The organism is Curtobacterium sp. PhB172 (assembly GCF_003752545.1).
Taxonomy (GTDB): Bacteria; Actinomycetota; Actinomycetes; order Actinomycetales; family Microbacteriaceae; genus Curtobacterium.
Window position 1 is genome coordinate 129,708 of the sequence record NZ_RKIF01000008.1, and the last position, 19,865, is coordinate 149,572.

The 19,865-nt window shown below is 69.7% G+C and carries 19 protein-coding genes; 6 read left to right on the forward strand and 13 right to left on the reverse strand.

Annotated features, from left to right (window positions below; all coding sequences use genetic code 11):
* Positions 1 to 34: 34 nt before the first annotated feature.
* The 10 genes from EDF42_RS10260 to EDF42_RS10310 form a co-directional block, all read right to left on the reverse strand.
* A complete protein-coding gene (locus EDF42_RS10260) occupies positions 35 to 1,333 on the reverse strand; it encodes a thymidine phosphorylase (protein ID WP_123672262.1) in 1,299 nt (432 codons plus the stop codon).
* A gap of 5 nt (positions 1,334 to 1,338) precedes the next feature.
* Positions 1,339 to 1,737: a cytidine deaminase gene (locus EDF42_RS10265; RefSeq protein ID WP_123339066.1), complete on the reverse strand. Its 399-nt coding sequence runs from the start codon at positions 1,735 to 1,737 to the stop codon at positions 1,339 to 1,341.
* A gap of 166 nt (positions 1,738 to 1,903) precedes the next feature.
* A complete protein-coding gene (locus tag EDF42_RS10270) occupies positions 1,904 to 3,193 on the reverse strand; it encodes an ABC transporter permease (RefSeq protein ID WP_123672263.1) in 1,290 nt (429 codons plus the stop codon).
* On the reverse strand, positions 3,190 to 4,551 hold the full coding sequence (locus tag EDF42_RS10275) for an ABC transporter permease (RefSeq protein ID WP_185002773.1): 1,362 nt from the start codon (positions 4,549 to 4,551) through the stop codon (positions 3,190 to 3,192). Before EDF42_RS10275 ends, EDF42_RS10270 begins: the two co-directional genes overlap by 4 nt.
* A 55-nt stretch (positions 4,552 to 4,606) precedes the next feature.
* Complete coding sequence (locus EDF42_RS10280; RefSeq protein WP_123338925.1) at positions 4,607 to 6,127, reverse strand: ABC transporter ATP-binding protein; 1,521 nt, start codon at positions 6,125 to 6,127, stop codon at positions 4,607 to 4,609.
* Positions 6,128 to 6,267: 140 nt separating this feature from the next.
* On the reverse strand, positions 6,268 to 7,332 hold the full coding sequence (locus EDF42_RS10285) for a BMP family protein (protein WP_123292183.1): 1,065 nt from the start codon (positions 7,330 to 7,332) through the stop codon (positions 6,268 to 6,270).
* A gap of 234 nt (positions 7,333 to 7,566) precedes the next feature.
* Entirely contained in the window at positions 7,567 to 7,926 is a 360-nt protein-coding gene (locus EDF42_RS10290; protein ID WP_148053796.1) for a hypothetical protein, read from the reverse strand.
* Between the two features lie 525 nt (positions 7,927 to 8,451).
* Positions 8,452 to 8,829 (reverse strand): hypothetical protein, encoded by a 378-nt coding sequence (locus EDF42_RS10300; RefSeq protein ID WP_148053795.1) that lies wholly within the window; start codon positions 8,827 to 8,829, stop codon positions 8,452 to 8,454.
* A gap of 136 nt (positions 8,830 to 8,965) precedes the next feature.
* Positions 8,966 to 10,900, reverse strand: a complete 1,935-nt coding sequence (locus EDF42_RS10305) for an alpha/beta hydrolase (RefSeq protein ID WP_221181019.1) — start codon at positions 10,898 to 10,900, stop codon at positions 8,966 to 8,968.
* A gap of 84 nt (positions 10,901 to 10,984) precedes the next feature.
* A complete protein-coding gene (locus EDF42_RS10310) occupies positions 10,985 to 12,100 on the reverse strand; it encodes a mannose-1-phosphate guanylyltransferase (RefSeq protein WP_123672266.1) in 1,116 nt (371 codons plus the stop codon).
* A 156-nt stretch (positions 12,101 to 12,256) separates the two neighbouring features.
* On the opposite strand from EDF42_RS10310, the gene EDF42_RS10315 reads away from it, so the two are divergent.
* From EDF42_RS10315 to EDF42_RS10340, 6 genes are all read left to right on the forward strand, one after another.
* The gene (locus EDF42_RS10315) at positions 12,257 to 13,492 is read left to right on the forward strand and encodes a glycosyltransferase family 1 protein (RefSeq protein WP_235035928.1); all 1,236 of its coding nucleotides are present in this window, start codon (positions 12,257 to 12,259) and stop codon (positions 13,490 to 13,492) included.
* Positions 13,493 to 13,570: 78 nt separating this feature from the next.
* Positions 13,571 to 14,020, forward strand: a complete 450-nt coding sequence (gene sdhC / locus EDF42_RS10320) for a succinate dehydrogenase, cytochrome b556 subunit (RefSeq protein WP_123672267.1) — start codon at positions 13,571 to 13,573, stop codon at positions 14,018 to 14,020.
* An 11-nt stretch (positions 14,021 to 14,031) separates the two neighbouring features.
* Positions 14,032 to 14,478, forward strand: a complete 447-nt coding sequence (gene sdhD / locus EDF42_RS10325) for a succinate dehydrogenase, hydrophobic membrane anchor protein (protein WP_111086628.1) — start codon at positions 14,032 to 14,034, stop codon at positions 14,476 to 14,478.
* A gap of 49 nt (positions 14,479 to 14,527) precedes the next feature.
* The gene (sdhA, locus tag EDF42_RS10330) at positions 14,528 to 16,321 is read left to right on the forward strand and encodes a succinate dehydrogenase flavoprotein subunit (protein ID WP_123338916.1); all 1,794 of its coding nucleotides are present in this window, start codon (positions 14,528 to 14,530) and stop codon (positions 16,319 to 16,321) included.
* Position 16,322: 1 nt separating this feature from the next.
* Positions 16,323 to 17,093: a succinate dehydrogenase iron-sulfur subunit gene (locus EDF42_RS10335; protein ID WP_123292177.1), complete on the forward strand. Its 771-nt coding sequence runs from the start codon at positions 16,323 to 16,325 to the stop codon at positions 17,091 to 17,093.
* A gap of 52 nt (positions 17,094 to 17,145) precedes the next feature.
* The gene (locus EDF42_RS10340) at positions 17,146 to 17,790 is read left to right on the forward strand and encodes a TNT domain-containing protein (RefSeq protein WP_111086631.1); all 645 of its coding nucleotides are present in this window, start codon (positions 17,146 to 17,148) and stop codon (positions 17,788 to 17,790) included.
* 70 nt (positions 17,791 to 17,860) lie between these two features.
* Here the strand turns inward: EDF42_RS10340 and EDF42_RS10345 are convergent, their stop codons facing one another.
* The 3 genes from EDF42_RS10345 to EDF42_RS10355 form a co-directional block, all read right to left on the reverse strand.
* Positions 17,861 to 18,562 (reverse strand): DUF805 domain-containing protein, encoded by a 702-nt coding sequence (locus tag EDF42_RS10345; RefSeq protein WP_185040882.1) that lies wholly within the window; start codon positions 18,560 to 18,562, stop codon positions 17,861 to 17,863.
* A complete protein-coding gene (locus tag EDF42_RS10350) occupies positions 18,559 to 19,137 on the reverse strand; it encodes a DUF805 domain-containing protein (RefSeq protein WP_111086632.1) in 579 nt (192 codons plus the stop codon). Before EDF42_RS10350 ends, EDF42_RS10345 begins: the two co-directional genes overlap by 4 nt.
* A gap of 70 nt (positions 19,138 to 19,207) precedes the next feature.
* Positions 19,208 to 19,753: a DUF805 domain-containing protein gene (locus EDF42_RS10355; protein ID WP_123672268.1), complete on the reverse strand. Its 546-nt coding sequence runs from the start codon at positions 19,751 to 19,753 to the stop codon at positions 19,208 to 19,210.
* Positions 19,754 to 19,865: the final 112 nt, after the last annotated feature.

Here is a 19,865-nt window from a genome sequence, read left to right on the forward strand (position 1 = left end):
TGCAGAGAGCCTCCAGTCGGTGGGACGGTCGCGTTCAGCCCGTGATGCGCTCCCGCACGATCGGCCCGCGAGCCGCCACGGCTGCGTCGGACGAGCCGATCGACCACGCACCCTCGAGCGACTCGAGCGCGCGCGGGATCCGCGAGGCGTCGTCGGTGTGCAGCGTCCAGAGCGGCTGCCCCTCGGTCACGGTGTCACCGGGCTTGACGTGCAGCTCGATGCCCGCCCCGGCCTGCACCGGGTCCTGCGCGCGGGCACGACCGGCACCGAGGCGCCAGGCCGAGACGCCGAACGGCAGGGCGTCCTGCTGCGCCAGCACACCGGACGACGGCGCCGTGACGACGTGCTGCTCGCGGGCGACCGGCAGCGCGGCGGCGGGGTCCCCACCCTGCGCGGAGATCATCCGGCGCCAGGTGTCCATCGCCCGGCCGTCGGCCAGCGCAGCCGCAGGATCGGCGTCCGGCAGCCCGGCGAGCGTCAGCATCTCCGAGGCCAGTGCGACGGTCAGCTCCACGACGTCGGCCGGACCGCCGCCCTCCAGCACCTCGACCGACTCCCGCACCTCGAGCGCGTTGCCGATCGTCAGCCCGAGCGGGACCTCCATGTCGGTGAGCAGCGCCGAGGTCTTCACCCCGGCGTCGTTCCCGAGGTCGACCATCGTCTGCGCGAGCTCGCGCGACGCTTCGTAGGTCGGCATGAACGCACCGGAACCGAACTTCACGTCGAGCACGAGCGCACCGGTGCCCTCGGCGATCTTCTTCGACATGATGCTCGACGCGATGAGCGGGATGCACTCGACGGTGCCGGTGATGTCCCGCAGGGCGTACAGCTTCTTGTCGGCCGGTGCCAGGCCGGAGCCGGCGGCGCAGATGACCGCACCGACGTCGGACAGGATCTCCATCATCCGGTCGTTCGACAGCGCCGCCTGCCACCCGGGGATCGACTCGAGCTTGTCGAGCGTCCCGCCGGTGTGACCGAGGCCACGGCCGGACAGCTGCGGCACCGCGACGCCGAACGACGCCACCAGCGGTGCGAGCGGCAGCGTGATCTTGTCGCCGACCCCACCGGTGGAGTGCTTGTCGACGGTCGTCTTGCCGAGCGACCCGAACGACATCCGCTCCCCCGACGCGATCATCGCGAGCGTGAGGTCCTTGACCTCGCGCCGCTCCATCCCGTTCAGGAAGATCGCCATCGCCATCGCGGCCATCTGCGGGTCCTCGACGTAGCCGCGCGTGTACGCGTCGACGAGCCAGTCGACCTCGGCGGTGCTCAGGGCGCCGCCGGATCGCTTCGTGCGGATGAGGTCGACGGTGTCGAACGGCTCGACGGCCATGGGGATCAGTGCTCCTGTTGGTAGGTGGCGAGGGTGCGCGGCCCGAACGCGTCGGGCAGGACCTCGTCGATGGTGCGGATGCCCGAGACCGTCTCGAGGAGCATGCCCTCGGTCGAGTGCTCGAACAGCAGCTGGCGGCAGCGGCCGCACGGCATGAGGGTCGCCCCGTCGCCGTCGACGCACGTGAACGCGACGAGCTTGCCGCCGCCGGTCATGTGCAGCTGCGACACGAGCGAGCACTCCGCGCAGAGCGTCACCCCGTAGCTCGCGTTCTCGACGTTGCAGCCGGAGACGATCCGGCCGTCGTCGGTGAGCGCCGCGGCGCCCACCGGGAACGACGAGTACGGCGCGTAGGCGCGCCGCATCGCGGCCGTGGCGGCGTCGCGGAGGGCGCCCCAGTCCACGTCGTCGACCGGGAGGCCCGTGGCTGCGTCCGCCCCGTCGGCGGCGGTGTCGCCGCCTCCCGCGCGCAGGGCCGTGGCCGGGTCCGTCCAGGCGATCGCGTCGGTGGACGCGGCCGTGCCGTCGTCCGCAGCGTGCGTGTCGGTCATGTGCCGTGCCTCCTGGCCGTCAGCTCTTGATGTAGGGCTTGCCGGACGCGGCGGGGCCACGCGACTGTCCGACGAGGCCGGCCACCGCGAAGATCGTCACCACGTACGGCAGCATCAGCAGGAACTCGCTCGGCACGGGCGAGTCGATCGCCCCGAGCGTGTTCTGCAGGTTCGACGCGAAGCCGAACAGCAGCGCCGCGAGCGTGGCCTTGATCGGGTCCCAGCGACCGAAGATGACGGCGGCCAGGGCGATGTAGCCGGCGCCGGCCGTCATGTCCTTCGTGAACGGTCCGACCGCGTCGAGCGTGAAGTACGCACCACCGAGGCCGGCGATCGCGCCGGCGAGCGACACGTTCCAGAACCGGGTGCTCGTGACGTTGATGCCCACCGTGTCGGCCGCCTGCGGGTGCTCGCCGACCGCGCGGAGGCGCAGGCCCCAGCGGGTCTTGAACAGGCCGAAGGTGACGACCGCGACGGCCACGTACGCCAGGTAGACGATGACGCTCTGCTCGAAGAACACCGGACCGATGACCGGGATCTGGTGGAGCAGCGGGATCTCGAACTTCGGGAACCGGACGCCGACGTTGAGCGTGGTCTCGTTCGGGGACAGCACCTGCGAGTACAGGAAGCCGGTCAGCCCCGAGATGAGGGCGTTGATGACGACACCGACGATGACCTGGTCGACGAGGTACTTGATGCTGAACGCGGCCAGGATGAACGAGACGAGCACACCGGCGACGAGCGCGCCGACGAGCCCGACCCACGCGGAGCCGGTGAGCGACGCGATGAGCGCCGAGGTGAACGCACCCGCGAGGAACTGGCCCTCGATGGCGATGTTCACCACGCCGACCCGCTCGGAGATGACGCCGCCGAGGGCACCGAACACGAGCGGGACGCTCAGCCCGAGTGCGCCGACCAGCAGGCCGGGCAGCGGGATCGTCGCGCCGGCCGCTGCCCACGTCAAGAAGCCGACGACGAAGACGATCGCGAAGACCGACGTGACCCAGAGCGGGACGTGCCGGTAGGCGCGGACCTCGACGACGGCGTAGACCGTGGCGATCGCCAGGAGCACGACCACGACGTAGCCGGTCGGTGCCGCCGACAGCGGGACGTTCGGCAGCGCGACGAAGTCGCCGGCGTTCGCGAGCCGGAAGGTGGTCGTGCCGGCACGGCTGAGCAGGACGAAGAACACGACCGCGAGCAGCGTGAACACGGCGTACCCGATCGGGAGCTTCCAGCTGCGGGTCGTCTCGACCGGACGGTCGGACAGGGGCGACGCGGGCGCCGCGGTGGGGCTGAGGGTGCTCACGCGGCGACCGCCTTCTTGCTGTTCTTGCTCGTCTTCGTGCGCTGGCGGGCTCCCGGCTGCGGGATCCGGAAGATCGCGCGGACGAGCGGCGGCGCCGCGATGAACAGGACGATGAGGGCCTGGATGACACCGACGATGTCGATCGGGATGCCGTTGGCGGCCTGCATGGCGTAGCCACCGTTCTTCAGCACGCCGAACAGGATCGCGGCCCAGAACACGCCCCACGGCTTCGAGCGGCCGAGCAGCGCGACGGTGATCGCGTCGAAGCCGATGCCGGCGTCGATGCCCGAGGTGAAGCCCGTCGTGACCGCACCCTGCACCTGGTAGGCACCGGCGATGCCGACGAGGGCACCGGAGATGACCATCACCCAGATCGTCAGTGCCGGCACGCTCATGCCGGCGACGCGGGCGGCGCGGGGGTTCTCACCGATGGTGCGGAACCGGAAGCCGAGCGATGACTTGTTGACGAGCCACCAGACGACGACGACCGCGATGATCGCGACGATGAACCCGAGGTCCACGCCGTACCGCTCGCCGAAGAGCTGCGGCAGGAGCGCGCTGTCCTTCGTGGCCGGGGAGATCGGGTTGCTGCTGCCGGGGGCCTGGAGCAGACCGGGGGTCCGGAGCAGGTAGCTGACCAGGTAGAGCGCGACGTAGTTGAGCATGATCGTGACGACCACCTCGTTCGCACCCGTGCGGGCCTTGAGGACACCGACGATCCCTCCCCAGACCGCACCGCCGACGATGCCGGCGACGATCGTGAGCGGGATGTGGATCGCGGCGGGTCCGTCGAACGAGAACCCGACCCAGCCGGCGGCCGCGGCCCCCATCAGGATCTGGCCCTGGCCGCCGATGTTGAACAGCCCGGCGCGGAAGGACAGCGCGATCCCGAGGCCGGCGACGACGAGCGGCACCGCGTAGTCGATCGACCGGGTGAGCGGGGCGATCGCCTGCTGGAAGCTGGTGGCGCCGAAGTTGACCACCGAGCCCTGGAACAGCGACGAGTAGGCGCCGCCGACCGCGGTGCCGATGGCCTGGAGCATGTCGGCGGGACGGGCGAAGAAGTATCCGGCCGTGGCGCGGACGTTCTCGTCGGTCAGGGCGATGAGGATGCCGCAGGCGACGAGGGCGAGCACGACCGCGAGGACCGTGACGAGCACGGAGCCGTTCAGGATGCTCTGCATCGCGGCGTGCCAGCGGTCGGTGCCGGGGGCGCCGTTGCGGCGCTCGGTGTCGTCCGCCGAGTCCGTCATCAGGTGCGGGGTCTCCGGGGACTCCTGCAGACGGTCGTCGGTGAGCGGGGCGTCTGCCTCGGTGTCGGCGGTGGGCTGCGTGTTGTCTGGGTCCTGCGCGGTCACGCTGCCAGCTCCGTTCCGGTCGTGGATGTGGCTTGGATCTCGCCGGCCGAACCGGTCATGCGGCCAGCTCCGTTCCTTCTGGGATCTCGCCGGCCATCATGAGGCCGAGGACGTCTCGCGGGGTGGTCGCCGGCACGATCCCGACGATGCCGCCGCGGTACATGACGGCGATGCGGTCGGCCAGTGCCACGACCTCGTCGAGCTCGGTGGAGACGACGATGACGGGCACACCGGTGTCGCGGGTGGCGACGATGCGCTTGTGCACGAACTCGATCGACCCGACGTCGATGCCGCGCGTGGGCTGCGCGGCGACGAACAGCCGGAGCTCGCGGCTGAGCTCGCGGGCGAGGACGATCTTCTGCTGGTTGCCGCCGGACAGCCGACCGGCAGCGGTCGCGCGGCCCGGCGTGCGGATGTCGAACTCGGCGATCTTCTCGTCGGCGAAGGCGTCGCGCTCGGCGGCACGGATGGTGCCGGCGCGGACGAACTGGTCGTGGTCGGACCGGTCGAGCATGAGGTTCTCCGCGATGGTGAACTCGCCGACCAGGCCGTCCTCCTTGCGGTCCTCGGGGACGAACCCGACGCCGGCGTCGAGCACCTGCTTGACGCTGCGGCCGGTGAGCTCCTTGCCGTCCAGCGTGATGCGGCCCGCGTGGACCGGCTCGAGACCGAGGATCGCCTCGGTCAGCTCGGTCTGCCCGTTGCCCTGCACCCCGGCGATCGCCAGGACCTCGCCGCGACGGACCGAGAACGACACGTCGTCGACGAGCACGATGCCGGACGGGTCGGTGACGGTGAGGCCCTCGACGACCAGGGCGTCCTCGCCACCGGTCGACGGCGTCTTGTCGACGACGAGGGAGACGGCGCGGCCGACCATCATCGCGGCCAGTTCGTTGTTGGTCGCCGCGGGCGAGGCCTCGCCGACGACCTTGCCGAGCCGGATCACCGTGATGCGGTCGGCGACCTCGCGGACCTCGCGGAGCTTGTGGGTGATGAAGACGATCGCGGTGCCGGCTTCGCGGAGCTGCCGCATGATGCCCATCAGCTCGTCGGTCTCCTGCGGGGTGAGGACGGCCGTCGGCTCGTCGAACACCAGCACTGAGGCGTCGCGGGAGAGCGCCTTGATGATCTCGACGCGCTGCTGGACGCCGACGGGCAGGTCCTCGATCTTGGCGTCGGGGTCGACGTCGAACCCGAAGCGGTCGGAGATCTCCGTGACCCGCTTGCGGGCGCCGGCCAGGTCGAGCCGGCCCCCGAAGGTGGTCTGCTCCTGACCGAGCATGACGTTCTCGGCGACGGTGAAGACGGGGACGAGCATGAAGTGCTGGTGCACCATGCCGATGCCGGCGCGCATGGCGTCACCGGGGCCGTCGAAGTCCTGGACCACGTCGTCGAGCAGGATCTGGCCCTCGTCGGCGTCGTACAGCCCGTAGAGGACGTTCATCAGGGTGGACTTGCCGGCGCCGTTCTCACCCAGGAGGCAGTGGACCTCACCCGGCTCGACGGTGAGCGAGATGTGGTCGTTGGCGACCAGGGCGCCGAACCGCTTGGTGATGCCGCGGAGTTCGAGCTTCATGTTCGGGAGTCTATTTCTGTCTCGCGCGCGCCACGCGGGCGCACGGTCTCGAGTGCGCCACGCGGGCGCACGGTCTCACGTGCACCGCTCGGGCGCACGAGAACGCGGGCGAGGGAAGCCCCTCGCCCGCGTTCGTCGGGTCAGGACTGGGTCTTGACCTTGATCGAGCCGTCGATGATGCCGGCCTTGATGTCGTCCAGTTCGCCCTGCAGGCCCTTGTCGACCTTGGACTCGTAGTCGTGGAACGGCGCGATGCCGACGCCCTCGTTCTCGAGGGTGCCCACGTACGGGGTCTTCGAGAACTTCTTGTCGGCCGCCTGCTCGACGACGTCCTTCACGGCCGGGCGCATGCCCTTCTCGACCGAGGTGAAGGCGATGTCCTTGTAGCGCGGGTCGGCCTCGTAGAGGTCGCTGTCCGCACCGATCAGGACGGAGCCGTTGTCGGCGTCCTTGATGGCCTCGGCAGCCGACTGGTAGATCGGGCCACCGACGGGCAGGATCACGTCGGCGTCCTGGTCGAGGAGCGTCTGTGCGACGGACTTGGCCTGCGTGCCGGCCTCGAAGCCACCGGTGAACGAGCCCTTGCCGGTGTCGACGTTCCAGCCCTTGACCTGGACGTCCTTGTCCTTCTGCTCGTTGTAGTACTTCACGCCGTCCGCGAAGCCGTCCATGAAGATGGTGACGGTCGGGATCTGCATGCCGCCGAAGGTGCCGACGACGCCGGTCTTCGAGTAGGACGCCGCTGCGTAGCCGGCGAGGAACGCGGCCTGCGAGGTGTCGAACGTGATCGGCTTGACGTTCTTCGCGTCGATCGAGCTGTCGTCGATGATCGCGAAGTCGGTGTCGGGGTTCGCGGCGGCCTGCTTCTTCGTGGCGTCGGCGAGGTTGAAGCCGACGGTCACGACGAGGTTGCAGTTCTGGCCGATGAGCTGCTGGATGTTCGAGTCGTAGACGGTGGCGTCCTTCGACTCGGCTTCCTTGTAGGTGGCACCGAGGTCCTTGGCGGCGTCCTTCATGCCCTCGTAGCCGAGCTGGTTGAACGACTTGTCGTCGAAGCCACCGGCGTCGGAGACCATGCAGGGGCGGAAGTCGGTCTTCTTGGCGGTCGTCGTGTCGGACGGCGCCGAGGCGCAGCCTGCGAGGACGGCGGCGGTGCCGAGGAGCGCGAAGCCGCTGAGGACGACGCGTCGGGTACGAGATGTCACGGGTGGGTTCCTCCGGGGAGCGTGCCCGGACCACGTGCGTTCCGGGCGATCGTGGCGACAGTACACGACCGCCCGGCCGGTACAGGACCCGTTCTGAGCACCGGACGGATCAGTTACGGGATCGCGACCGCGCCGAAACGCGCCCGTAACGCGGGGTCACGCTCGGACCCCCAGTTCGAGGGGGTTGTCGGTGGAGCGCTACAGGACGTCGCCGAAGCGGCGGATCCCTGGAGGTCACAGCTCGTCGGCGTCACCAGGGAAACACAGCGAGATGGCTTCGACGGTGTAGTCGCCGGGGAACGCGTAGAGGTTGATCGAGTCGATCGAGCCACCTCCGCGGCCGACGATCGCAGGTCCATCGGGGTCAGCCCAGCGCTCGACCTTCATTCCCTGGGACTTCCAGCGGGCGAGCGTCGCCTTCGCGTCAGATTCCGGGTCCTGCGAGTCGCCCCTTGAAGTCCGGCCGGTGAGGTACACCCAGTGGGCGCCCTGCGTCCCGTCAGGCAGCTCACAGTGCTCAGGAGCGTCAGGGCCGGTGCGAGGCTTCCACACGCCGCCCAGATGCTTCGTGACGTCGTCGATGGCATCGATCATCTGCTGCTTCGCGGTGTCAGCGTCGATTGGAGGCTCCGTCGGAGGTGGCGCACTCACGTCCGGCTCGCGCAGAACGCACCCGGCGAGCGTTATCGCCACGGCGCCCAGGACGAACGCGACGGCGGAGGAGTTGCACCGGCGGCCCTGACCGAGCATCACAGACGGTCCGCGTCGCCCGGGAAACACAGCGAGACGGCTTGGACCGTGGAGTTCCCCGAGTAGGCGTAGACGCTGATGGACAAAACATTGCCTCCTCCACTCCTGAGTACCGCGCGTCCATCACTCGAGTCGCGCTGGACGATGCCCGTGCCCGGCGCCTCCCAGTGCTGCACCATTCCAGCAGCGTCGGTCTCGGGACTCCCTGTCCGCGCGCTGCCCGTCAGGTATCGCAGGTGGGCGCCCGGCTCACCGCCCGGAAGTGTGCAGCCTTCCGGCGCGTCCGGTCCCGTACGGGCTTCCCAGTCATCCCCGAGACGGTCGCGCGGGCGGATGTGCCCGTCGCAGGGCCCGGGAGACGGCCCTGCGTCACAGCTCGTCGGCGTCGCCCGGGAAGCAGAGCGAGAGGGCTTGCACGGTGTAGTTGCCCGGGTAAGCGTACAGACTGATCGATTCCACCGAGCCTCCGCCACGACCGACGATCGCCGGGCGGTCTCCCTTGCCCCAGCGTTCGATCGTCATCCCTTGTGCTTCCCAGCGATCAGCCGTCTCCGCGGCGTCATTTTGCGGGTCGCCGCCGTCCGCCCGGCCAGTGAGGTACACCCAGTGCGCACCGTCCTCACCGTCCGGCAGCTGACATCTCTCGGCGTAATCCGGCCCGGTCCGGGGCTTCCACTCACCGCCCAGGCGCCCGGTGACTTCGTCGACGGCGTCGATCATCTGCTGCTTCGCGGTCTCAGGGTTCACGGACGGCTTCCTCTCCTCGGGGTGCCGGGCGCACCCAGCGAGCACGGTCACCAGCGCCACGAGCGCCATCGCGCTCGCAGCCACGCGTCCGACGGGCGTTACGACGGTCATCGTTCTCCTCATTGCTTGCGCACGGTCACCGTGATCCTGGCGGGGTGAGCTCGTCGTCCAAACCGATCGTCGCTCGCCCGACGTTGTAGATCGTCTCCGTGTCACGGTCGAGGTACCCCTTGAGGTCACTGTTCAACGGGTCGTGGTGCAAGACCGGTTTCAGCTTCCTGCCGTCAGCCGCCGTCGTGCCGTTGGCACCGAACACGGTTGCCCCGAAGTCCCCGGACGTTGGGTCGACATGATGCGCAACGCTGTGGTCTCGTCCGAAGACAGCCCACTCGTCACCCTGACCGGCCTGCCCCACTGGTGCGTCCTTCGCCTGTGCCGCGTACACGTGTCCGGCGTGCAGTTCGTCTGCTGAATCGACAGTGTCCGGCAGCCCCGCTGAACCGAGCGCCACGAACCGATCGACGTGAACGCCTCGTTGCGACAACGCGACGGCCGTCGTGGTCGTGCCGTACGAGTGCGCGACGACATTCGTCTCCGGCATCCGCTCTGTGCGCACGGCCCCCAATCCACGGATTGACTCGGCAAGCTGCCCTCCGCCCCGCTTCGCCTTCCCCATGAAGAGAACTTCTGCGGGCGTCGGCGTGTCGTACCCGATCCAGGAGACGACTGCGTGGGTCCCGGAGAACCCGCCATCGACAGCAGCTCGCCCCTGCTCGTCGTAGATGTTCTGCGCCGCCATCGTCCACGAACTCATGTCCGCGGTCGTCGTGTCCATCCCCGGAACGGCCCACGTCACGGAGTCAGCCGTGTCGAGGTCACCGATCGAAACGGCCGCCAGCGGGGGCTGGTCGTCGGTGAGCGAGATGAGGTACCGCTCCCCCTCCGCCCCCTTCTTCGCCATCGTCGCGTTGATGTTGCGCAGGGACTTCAGCTCGGTCTTCAGCGCCGCGATCCGCTGTGCCGCCGCGCGTGCGGCACCCTCGTCGCCCGTGGACGCCACTGATGCCAGAAGACTCTCGATCTCGAGCTCGACGTCGCCCAATCGCTGGTTCAACAGCACGACGTTTGCCGTGCTCCGAGCCCAGTACGGAATGCCCTCCAGGTTGCCGAGCTCGGACAGCACCGACATCGGCAGCGCGCGAAGGGCATCGGCGTCTGCCTTGGTCAGACCGAGCGCTGCCCACCTCGCAGCGACCTGCGCCGGCGTCAGGCCCGCCGCGAGCAACCCCTGGACGGCGGGGGCTGCCCGTCCCATGGCAGCGATGTCGAGCACCGCGTCGGCGAGCGCGCCGCCGCCTGCATCCTCGAACGCCTGGGCGGTCTTGGCGATCCAGGACCGGTCCTCGTCGTTCTCCCCGGTGTACCGATCGAATCCGGCGGGCATGCTGCCGCGGTCGACCTGTACCCATGCGCACGAGGACCGGAACGACGACCAAGCCGATCGCACTCGCGCCGCCTCCGCCGAAGCCGAGGCGTCCAGCCCTGCCACCGTCGAGACGAACGCGCGCAGTGCCGCCGGGTCGGCGGAGCTCTTCCCTCGGCTCGCGCCGGCTCCGTACCGAGCACGTTCACGGCCGCGGAACTCGGCGTCGACGGTTGGTCGAGTGAGCGGCTCGTTCGAGGGTTCCCGGTCGACCAACGTCCCCCAGAGATCGACCGCCGCTCCCGAGAACGGTCCGGCGAGCGCGTCCGCGGCCGACCGCTGACGCTCGGATTCTCGGACCTTCCAGGCGGCGTGCGCGCGGACGCGCTCACGCTCCTGCTCGGCGCGTTGGGCGGCTCGGTCGACCCCGGACGCGAGATCGGTCAGCACCCCGACGAGCTTGCCTCGGTCCTCCGCCTCGATGACGACGGCGTCACGGAATCGGTCGGCGTACGAGCCTGCGAAGTCCGCCAGCGCCGACTCCGCCGCTCCCGAACGGCTCCCGCCCTGCCCGCGGAGGGTCGCTGCTGCTGCCCGTACCGCCGTTGCCAGTGCTGACGCGTCCCCCGCGTCGAACTCGATGTCCACCATCGCCCCCGTGTCCTCCCCGTGTCGCTCCCCCAGTGACCCTACACCTGAAACATCACCGGACGAACGACCGGTGCGACGTCGTCAGAGGACGTCGCCGCGGCCGCTGATCTTGAGCGCATCCACGACACCCTTGACCCGCTGCGCGTTCGCGCTGGTGGTCACGAGGAGCGCGTCGGGGGTGTCCACGACGACGATGTCCTCGACCCCGATGAGCGAGATGAGCCGCTGGCTGTGCGAGATCACGATGCCACTCGACGAGTCGGCCAGGATCCGCGCGCCGTCACCGAGCACGGCGAGGTTGTTCGGGCGACCACCGGACTGCAGCTTGGCGAGCGAGGCGAAGTCGCCGACGTCGTCCCAGTCGAAGTCACCGGGGACGACCGCCATGCGGCCGGCCGCGGCGGCCGGCTCGGCGACGGTGTAGTCGATCGCGATCTTCTCGAGCGTGGGCCACACCGCGTCGACGACCGCCCCGCGGGCCGAGGTGTCCCAGGCGTCCGCGAGCTCGTTGATGCCGGCCAGCAGCGTCGGGTTGTTCCGGCCGATCTCCTCGAGCAGCACGTCGGCGCGGGCGATGAACATGCCCGCGTTCCACAGGTACGTGCCCTGTTCGACGTACGAGCGTGCGGTGTCCAGGTCGGGCTTCTCGACGAACGACCGGACGGCGTGCGCGGTCGGTGCGCCCTCGATGTCCAGGGTGTCGCCGTGCGCGTGGATGTACCCGAAGCCGATCGCGGGCTCGGTCGGCGTGATGCCGATGGTGGTGATGTACCCGGCGCGGGCGACGGCGACGGCCTCGCGCACGGAACGGCGGAAGCCGCGGGCGTCACCGATGACGTGGTCGGCGGCGAAGGAGCCGATGACGACGTCGGGTTCGCGGCGCACGAGGATCGCCGCGGCGAGGCCGATGGCCGCCGTGGAGTCCTTCGGCTCGCTCTCGAGCACCACGTTGTGGTCCTCGACCCCGGGAAGCTGCGACTCGACGGCGACGCGGTGCGCCCGTCCGGTCACGACCATGATCCGCTGCTCGCCCGCGAGCGGAGCGAGCCGGTCCCAGGTCTGCCGGAGCAGCGAGGTGCCGGACCCGGTCAGGTCGTGCAGGAACTTGGGTGCGTCCGCGCGCGACAGCGGCCACAGGCGCGATCCGATGCCCCCTGCGGGGATGATCGCGTAGAAGTCTTCGAGAGCGTCAGCCACGCGCTCACCGTACCGGTCCTGCCGCGCGGATCCTGGGTGGTCTCCGCACGATTCCCGCATGCGGGCTCCCGCACGTCGTTGTTCACCCGCCGCCTCCGCCCCGTTCACGTCGTCGGCCCCGCGGGGTCACGTGACGCCCGGAGCATGGGCAGCACCATGAGCGCACGCAGCGTGGAGCGCGGCACGTCCCCCCGGACCGTCGCCGTCGTGACCGAGAGCTTCCTGCCCACCCTCAACGGCGTGACCACCAGCGTCCTGGCGGTCCTCGACCACCTGGAACGCCGTGGCCACCGCGCGGTCGTGATCGCACCGGACACCCCGGGGCTCGCGCAGTTCCGGTCCCGCAGCAGTGTCGAGCGCTACCGCTCCTTCGACGTGCACCGGATCCCCGCCGTCGCGTACCGGCAGTTCCCCGTCGCACTCCCCCACCCCGTCCTCGACACGATCCTCGCCGCCTCCGGCGCCGACGTGCTCCACGCCGCGAGTCCGTTCCTGTTGGGTGGACGCGCGATCACGGCAGCCGGGAGGCTCGGCATCCCCTCCGTCGCCGTCTTCCAGACCGACGTGGCCGGTTTCGCCCGCCGCAACGGCCTGACGGCGACCGTCCCGTTGGTCCGCAGGATCCTCGGCCGCATCCACGCCGGCGCCTCGCTGACGCTCGCACCGTCGAGCGCGACCGCCGCGATGCTCGCCGAGGACGGGGTCCCCCGCGTCGCCCGCTGGGGGCGCGGGGTCGACACCGAGCTCTTCCACCCGGCCCGACGGGAGTCCGCCCACGTCCGGGCGCTCCGGCGCCGGATCGCCCCGCACGGCGAGACGATCGTCGGCTACGTCGGGCGGCTGGCGCCGGAGAAGGAGGTCGAACGGCTCGCCGAGCTCGGCGGGATCCCCGGCATCCGCGTCGTCGTGGCCGGCGGCGGGCCGTCCCGGGCGCTGCTCGAGCGACGCCTGCGGCACCTCGACGTCACCTTCACCGGACCGTTGCGCGGCGACGCCCTCGCCGACGCGTACGCCTCGCTCGACCTCTTCGTGCACACCGGTCCGGCCGAGACCTTCGGGCAGACCCTCCAGGAAGCGCACGCCTCGGGGCTGCCGGTGATCGCGCCGGCGTCGGGTGGTCCGCTCGACCTCGTCGCCCCCGGACTCGACGGCGAGCTCTACGACACCGACGCACCGCAGGCCCTCCGACAGGCGGTCCTGCGGCTCCACCACGACCGCGCACTCGCGGAACGGATGGGATCGGCGGGTCGTCTCCGGGTCGAGGGCACCACGTGGGAGGCCGTCGGCGACCAGCTCCTGGGGCACCACGACACGGCCAGGAACATCGGCGCGCCGCCCGTGGGTCGGGGCCTGCGGGCCGGTCGGGACGAGAAGGTCAGCACCCGCGCATAGGATGGGACGTGTTCCACACGAACACGAACGGCAAGGGCTCGCCGATCGGGCGAGCCCGTCCTATGGAAGGACGAGCTCATGGCTGAGCCCACCGGCGGCGGTACGGCGACCGCCGTCCCCGAAGTCACGATCGAGGCGCCCCGCGCCTCTCGGAAACTCGAGGGCACGCTGTACCGCGGGTCGACCGGCATGTGGTCGTGGGTCCTGCACCGGATCACCGGTGTCGCGATCTACTTCTTCCTGCTCGTGCACATCCTCGACACGGCTCTCGTGCGCCTCTCACCCGAGGCGTACAACGCGGTCATCGGCACGTACAAGACCCCGATCATGAACATCGGCGAGATCGCCCTGGTGATGGCCATCGTGTTCCACGCGTTCAACGGGCTCCGGATCATCCTCGTCGACTTCTGGTCCAAGGGGCCGAAGTACCAGCGGGCCATGTTCTGGGTCGTCATCGTCCTGTGGGCGATCGCGATCGCGGGCTTCCTGCCCCGCCAGCTCATGAACCTCTTCGCGGACTTCAACTAGAGGGGCACCTGATGACCACGCAGATCGTCGAACCTCCCCGTTCCGCCTCGGCCGCCCGCCGCTCCACCAACTGGGAGAAGTGGGGCTGGATCTACATGCGCGGCTCGGGCGTCCTGCTCGTCGTGCTGATCTTCGGCCACCTCTTCGTCAACATGGTGGCGGGCGAGGGTGTCAAGCAGATCGACTTCGCCTTCGTCGCCGGCAAGTGGGCGAACCCGTTCTGGCAGGTGTGGGACTCCCTCATGCTCGTCCTGGCCCTGATCCACGGCTCGAACGGCATGCGCACGATCGTCAACGACTACGTGTCGAAGCCGGGCATCCGGAAGACGCTCCTCGCCGCGATCCTCATCGCGTGCGTCGTGCTGATCGTCCTCGGCCTGCTCGTCTGCTGGACGTTCGACCCGTGCCCCGCCGGCGCAGCCGCCGCGGACCTGCCCTCCTTCTGCCCGGCGCAGTAGCACCATCCCCGCTGCCGACCGCCTTCCCACCGTCTACGGAAAGACCCCTGTGACCGAGACCACCGTGCACCACCACCAGTTCGACATCGTCATCATCGGCGCAGGAGGCGCGGGCATGCGTGCCGCGATCGAGGCCGGCCCGAAGGCGAAGACGGCCGTCATCTCGAAGCTCTACCCGACCCGCTCGCACACCGGTGCGGCGCAGGGCGGGATGGCCGCGGCCCTCGCGAACGTCGAAGAGGACTCGTGGGAGTGGCACACCTTCGACACGATCAAGGGCGGCGACTACCTGGTCGACCAGGACGCCGCCGAGATCCTGGCGAAGGAAGCCATCGACGCCGTCATCGACCTCGAGAACATGGGCCTGCCGTTCAACCGCACGCCCGAGGGCAAGATCGACCAGCGTCGCTTCGGCGGCCACACCCGCGACCACGGCAAGGCACCGGTCCGTCGCGCCTGCTACGCGGCTGACCGCACGGGTCACATGATCCTGCAGACGCTGTTCCAGAACTGCGTCAAGCTCGGCGTCGAGTTCTACAACGAGTTCTACGCGCTCGACCTCATCATGGTCGACGTCGTGGGCGAAGACGGCGTCACGCGCAAGCAGCCGGCCGGCGTCGTCGCGTTCGAGCTCGCCACGGGTGAGCTGCACGTGTTCCACGCCAAAGCGATGATCTTCGCGACCGGCGGCTTCGGCAAGATGTACAAGACGACCTCGAACGCGCACACCCTGACCGGCGACGGCGTCGGCATCGTGTGGCGCACGGGCCTGCCGCTCGAGGACATGGAGTTCTTCCAGTTCCACCCGACCGGCCTCGCCGGCCTCGGCATCCTGCTGACCGAGGGCGCTCGTGGCGAGGGTGCGATCCTGCGCAACGCCTCCGGTGAACGCTTCATGGAGCGCTACGCCCCCACCATCAAGGACCTCGCCCCACGCGACATCGTCGCCCGGTGCATGGTGCAAGAGGTGGCAGAGGGCCGCGGTGCCGGCCCGAACAAGGACTACGTCCTGCTCGACTGCACGCACCTCGGTGCCGAGGTCCTCGAGACCAAGCTCCCGGACATCACGGAGTTCGCCCGCACCTACCTCGGCGTCGACCCCGTCGTCGAGCCGGTGCCGGTGATGCCGACCGCGCACTACGCGATGGGCGGCATCCCGACGAACACCGACGCGCAGGTGCTCTACGACAACACCACCGTCGTCCCCGGCCTCTACGCCGCCGGCGAGTGCGCGTGCGTCTCGGTGCACGGCTCGAACCGTCTCGGCACGAACTCGCTGCTCGACATCAACGTGTTCGGCAAGCGCTCGGGCAACAACGCCGCCGAGTGGGTCAAGACCGCCGAGTTCCTCCCGCTGCCCGAAGACCCCGCTGCCGGCGTCCGGGCGATGCTCGACCAGCTGCGCGCCTCGACCGGCACCGAGCGCATCGCCGTCCTGCGCAAGGAGCTGCAGGACGAGATGGACAAGAACGCCCAGGTGTTCCGCACCGATGAGTCCCTCGCCCGCGTCACCGAGACCATCCACACGCTCCGGAACCGCTTCATGCAGGTCTCGGTGCAGGACAAGGGCAAGCGGTTCAACACCGACCTGCTCGAGGCCGTCGAGCTCGGGTTCCTGCTCGACCTGGCCGAGGTGGTCGTCTACTCGGCCCGCAACCGCAAGGAGAGCCGCGGCGGCCACATGCGCGACGACTACCCGAAGCGCGACGACGAGAACTACATGCAGCACACGATGGCGTACCTGACGGGCGACCCGCACTCGTCACTCGCCGACGACCACATCACGCTGGACTGGAAGCCGGTCGTCGTGACCCGGTACCAGCCGATGGAGAGGAAGTACTGAGATGACCGACACCCTGGTCTCCGACGCACCCCGGACCGACACCACCGACGCGCCTCCCGGGTCCTTCTCCGTCACGCTCATCATCCGGCGCTTCGACCCCGACGTCGACGACGAGCCGCGCTGGCAGGACTTCGACGTCATGATGCTGCCGACCGACCGCATCCTCGACGCCCTGCACAAGATCAAGTGGGACCAGGACGGCTCCCTGACGTTCCGCCGCTCCTGCGCGCACGGCGTCTGCGGCTCGGACGCGATGCGCATCAACGGGCGGAACCGGCTGGCGTGCAAGACCCTGATCAAGGACCTCGACGTCTCGAAGCCGATCTACGTCGAGGCGATCAAGGGCCTGCCGCTCGAGAAGGACCTCGTCGTCGACATGGAGCCCTTCTTCAAGTCCTTCCGCGAGGTCCAGCCGTTCCTGCAGCCGAAGACGGCGCCCACCCCGGGCAAGGAGCGCATCCAGTCGGTGGCCGACCGCGCACGCTTCGACGACACCACGAAGTGCATCCTCTGCGCCGCGTGCACCTCGTCGTGCCCGGTGTTCTGGACCGACGGGCAGTACTTCGGCCCGGCCGCGATCGTGAACGCGCACCGCTTCATCTTCGACTCGCGTGACGACGCCGCCGAGGTCCGCCTCGACATCCTCAACGACAAGGAAGGGGTCTGGCGCTGCCGCACCACCTTCAACTGCACCGACGCCTGCCCCCGTGGCATCCAGGTGACGAAGGCGATCTCCGAGGTCAAGCAGGCCGTCATGCGGGGTCGCGCCTGACACTCGGGGGCGTCCAAGACTCGACATCGACTCCACCGATAGGCTCCGCTCCATGACGTTCGCGGCCACCCGCCCCATCCTCGACCAGCTCGGCTACACGATCCGCTACGTGCAGCTCCCCGGAGAGACCCTGCACGAGCCGCCGGTCGAGGGCGCGCTCCGCGTGGTCCCGGCCGAGGCGTCCGACGAGTTCGCGCTCGAGGTCGTCGACTACGGCACGGCCCGCCGCCTCGCCACCGCGCGCGGCGAGGAGGACGCGGTCGAGATGCTCCGTCGGTTCCTGAACCGGCCGTTCCCGGCTCCGCGCGACATCGCCCGGCACGAGCTCGACGGGCTCCGTGACCGTGCGGCGTCGACGTACCCGCAGCTGGCGCAGCAGGTGTCGCAGGCCGGCGAACAGGGGCTGACCATCCAGATCCCCGCGGGCGTCCCCGTCGACCGCATCGGTGGTCCGGACGGCTACCTGCTGCACCCCCTCGACACCCCGCTGCCGAGCCGGTCGCTGCCGCCGCACGTCGCCGGCGTCCCGGAGACCCACCGCTACCTGGTCGAGCGCCCGTTCATGGTGAACGTCCGCTTCGTGCAGCCGTGGTTCGAGCAGCCGGGCGGCGCGCTCCGCTTCCAGATCGCCGATCCGACGGTCACCGTCCGCGACCTCGTCGTCGACGGTGCACTGGCTCGACTCCGCGTGGTCTGAGTCCGCGCACGACGCAGATCGGCCCGCACCGCGCGTTCGCGCAGTGCGGGCCGATTGCCGTTGTGTGGTGCTACGCCTGGTCGGGACGGTCGTACTGCGCACCGGCCGGGTTCGGCGGCAGGCAGCCGAACACGATCGCGGCGATGCCGACGAACATCCCGATGAGCCAGAGCGGCCCGGCGAGGTTCGCGTCGTGGACGCGGCGCCACCCCAGTGCGATGTTCGGGATGAGGGTCGCGAGCCACCACAGGCCGTACAAGACGAGCAGGATGAAGATCCACGCCGGGGGTGCACCCTCGGTCTGGGTGTAGCCGTACTCGTCGGTGGTCGAGGCCGAGACGCTCCACGAGATGATGCCGGCGATGAACCCGCCGTACAGAACGAGGGTCACGATCGCGTTCGCCAGGACCCAGTACCAGTACTCACTGCGGCTGGCGCGCCCGTCGAACCGGGCGTACTTCTTGAAGAACCGGGTGAAGGCGTCGAGGAACCCGGCACTGTAGAAGGGTGCCCACAGCGGCGGAGCCCCGTCGGGCCCGACCGGGATCGGCGGGCCGGCCTGCGGGTACGGGTCGGCGTACTGCTGGCCGTACCCGGGCTGCTGGCCGTACCCGGGCTGCTGACCGTACTGGGCAGGCTGCTGGCCGTACCCGGGCTGCTGCCCGTAGGGACCGGGCTGCTGCCCGTACCCCGGCTGCTGCTGCCCGGGGTCGGGCGGCCCCGACGGCTGGTCGCCGCCGGGCTGGCCCCACTGCGGTGTGTCGTTGCTCATCGAGCGCCGGTCGGTCGGTCGTAGCGCTCCCCCTGCGGGTTCGAGGGCAGCAGGCCGAACACGATGCCGACGATGCCGACGAAGATCGCGATGATCCACAGGGCACCGGGCAGGTTCGCGTCGTGCAGGCGTCGCCAGCCGAGGGCGAGCGTCGGGATGATGATCGCGAGGCCCCAGAGCCCGATCAGGATGCCGGCGATCACGAAGAGCGCGGACGGGCTGGTGACGGTCGACTGCACGCTCGCCGAGGTCGCGGTCGACATCGACACCGTCGAACGCTCCGACGTGGCGATGCCGATGCCGTACAGGATGCCGAGGACGATGCCGACGATCGCGTTCGCCAGGTACCACCACCAGAACTCGCTGCGGCTCGCCCGGCCACTGAAGGTCGCGTACTTCTTGAAGAAGCGTCCGACGGCCTTGCCGAAGGAGATCCCGTACCAGGGGGCCCAGATCGGCGGCTCGCCGTTCGGGCCGGTCGCCGGCTGCTGGCCGTACTGCGGCGTTCCGTTGTACGGGTTCGGCTGGCCGCCCGGCTGCTGGCCGGACGGGTTCTGCGGGTACTGGTCACTCACGGTGTCCCCCTCGATCGTTGGCTGGTAGTCGGGTCCGAGTCAACCAGAACCGTCGCGCGGCCGTCGCTCGCTACCCGCGGTGGGGTTCGTCGTACCGCTGCCCCTGCGGGTTCGAGCCCATCAGACCGACGATCAGCGAGAACAGGACGCCGAGCGGCGGGATGATGAAGAGGAAGGCGAAGTACCCGCTCAGGTTCACGTCGTGCAGTCGTCGCACCGTCAGCGCGATGAAGCCGAGTGCGCAGGCCAGGGCCCACAACCCACTCAACCCGTTCGACGCGTCGTCGAAGAACGGCAGCACGTTGAAGAACCCACCGACGATGCCGGTGGCCGCCGAGCCGATGACGTACCACAGGGCCCAGAACCAGAACTCCGACTGGCTCGCGCGGCCGTCGAACCGGACGTACTTCTTCCAGAACCGCGGGAACGCCTGCACGAACGGGATCCCGTACCACGGCGCCCACAGCGGGGGCTGGCGCGGGCCGGTCGGCTGCTGGCCGTACGGTCCGGGCTGCTGGCCGTACGGTCCGGGCTGCTGGCCGTACGGTCCGGGCTGCTGGCCGTACGGTCCGGGCTGCTGGCCGTACGGGTTCTGCGGCGGGTACTGGTCACTCACTGGTTCGTTCCTTCCGGGGCCGACTGCGATCACCGTCGAGTCTGGCAGCGGCGGCGACCGGACGCGTCCCCCCAGCGGAGGACAGCGCAGCGACTGCGCTCCGACAGCGCTC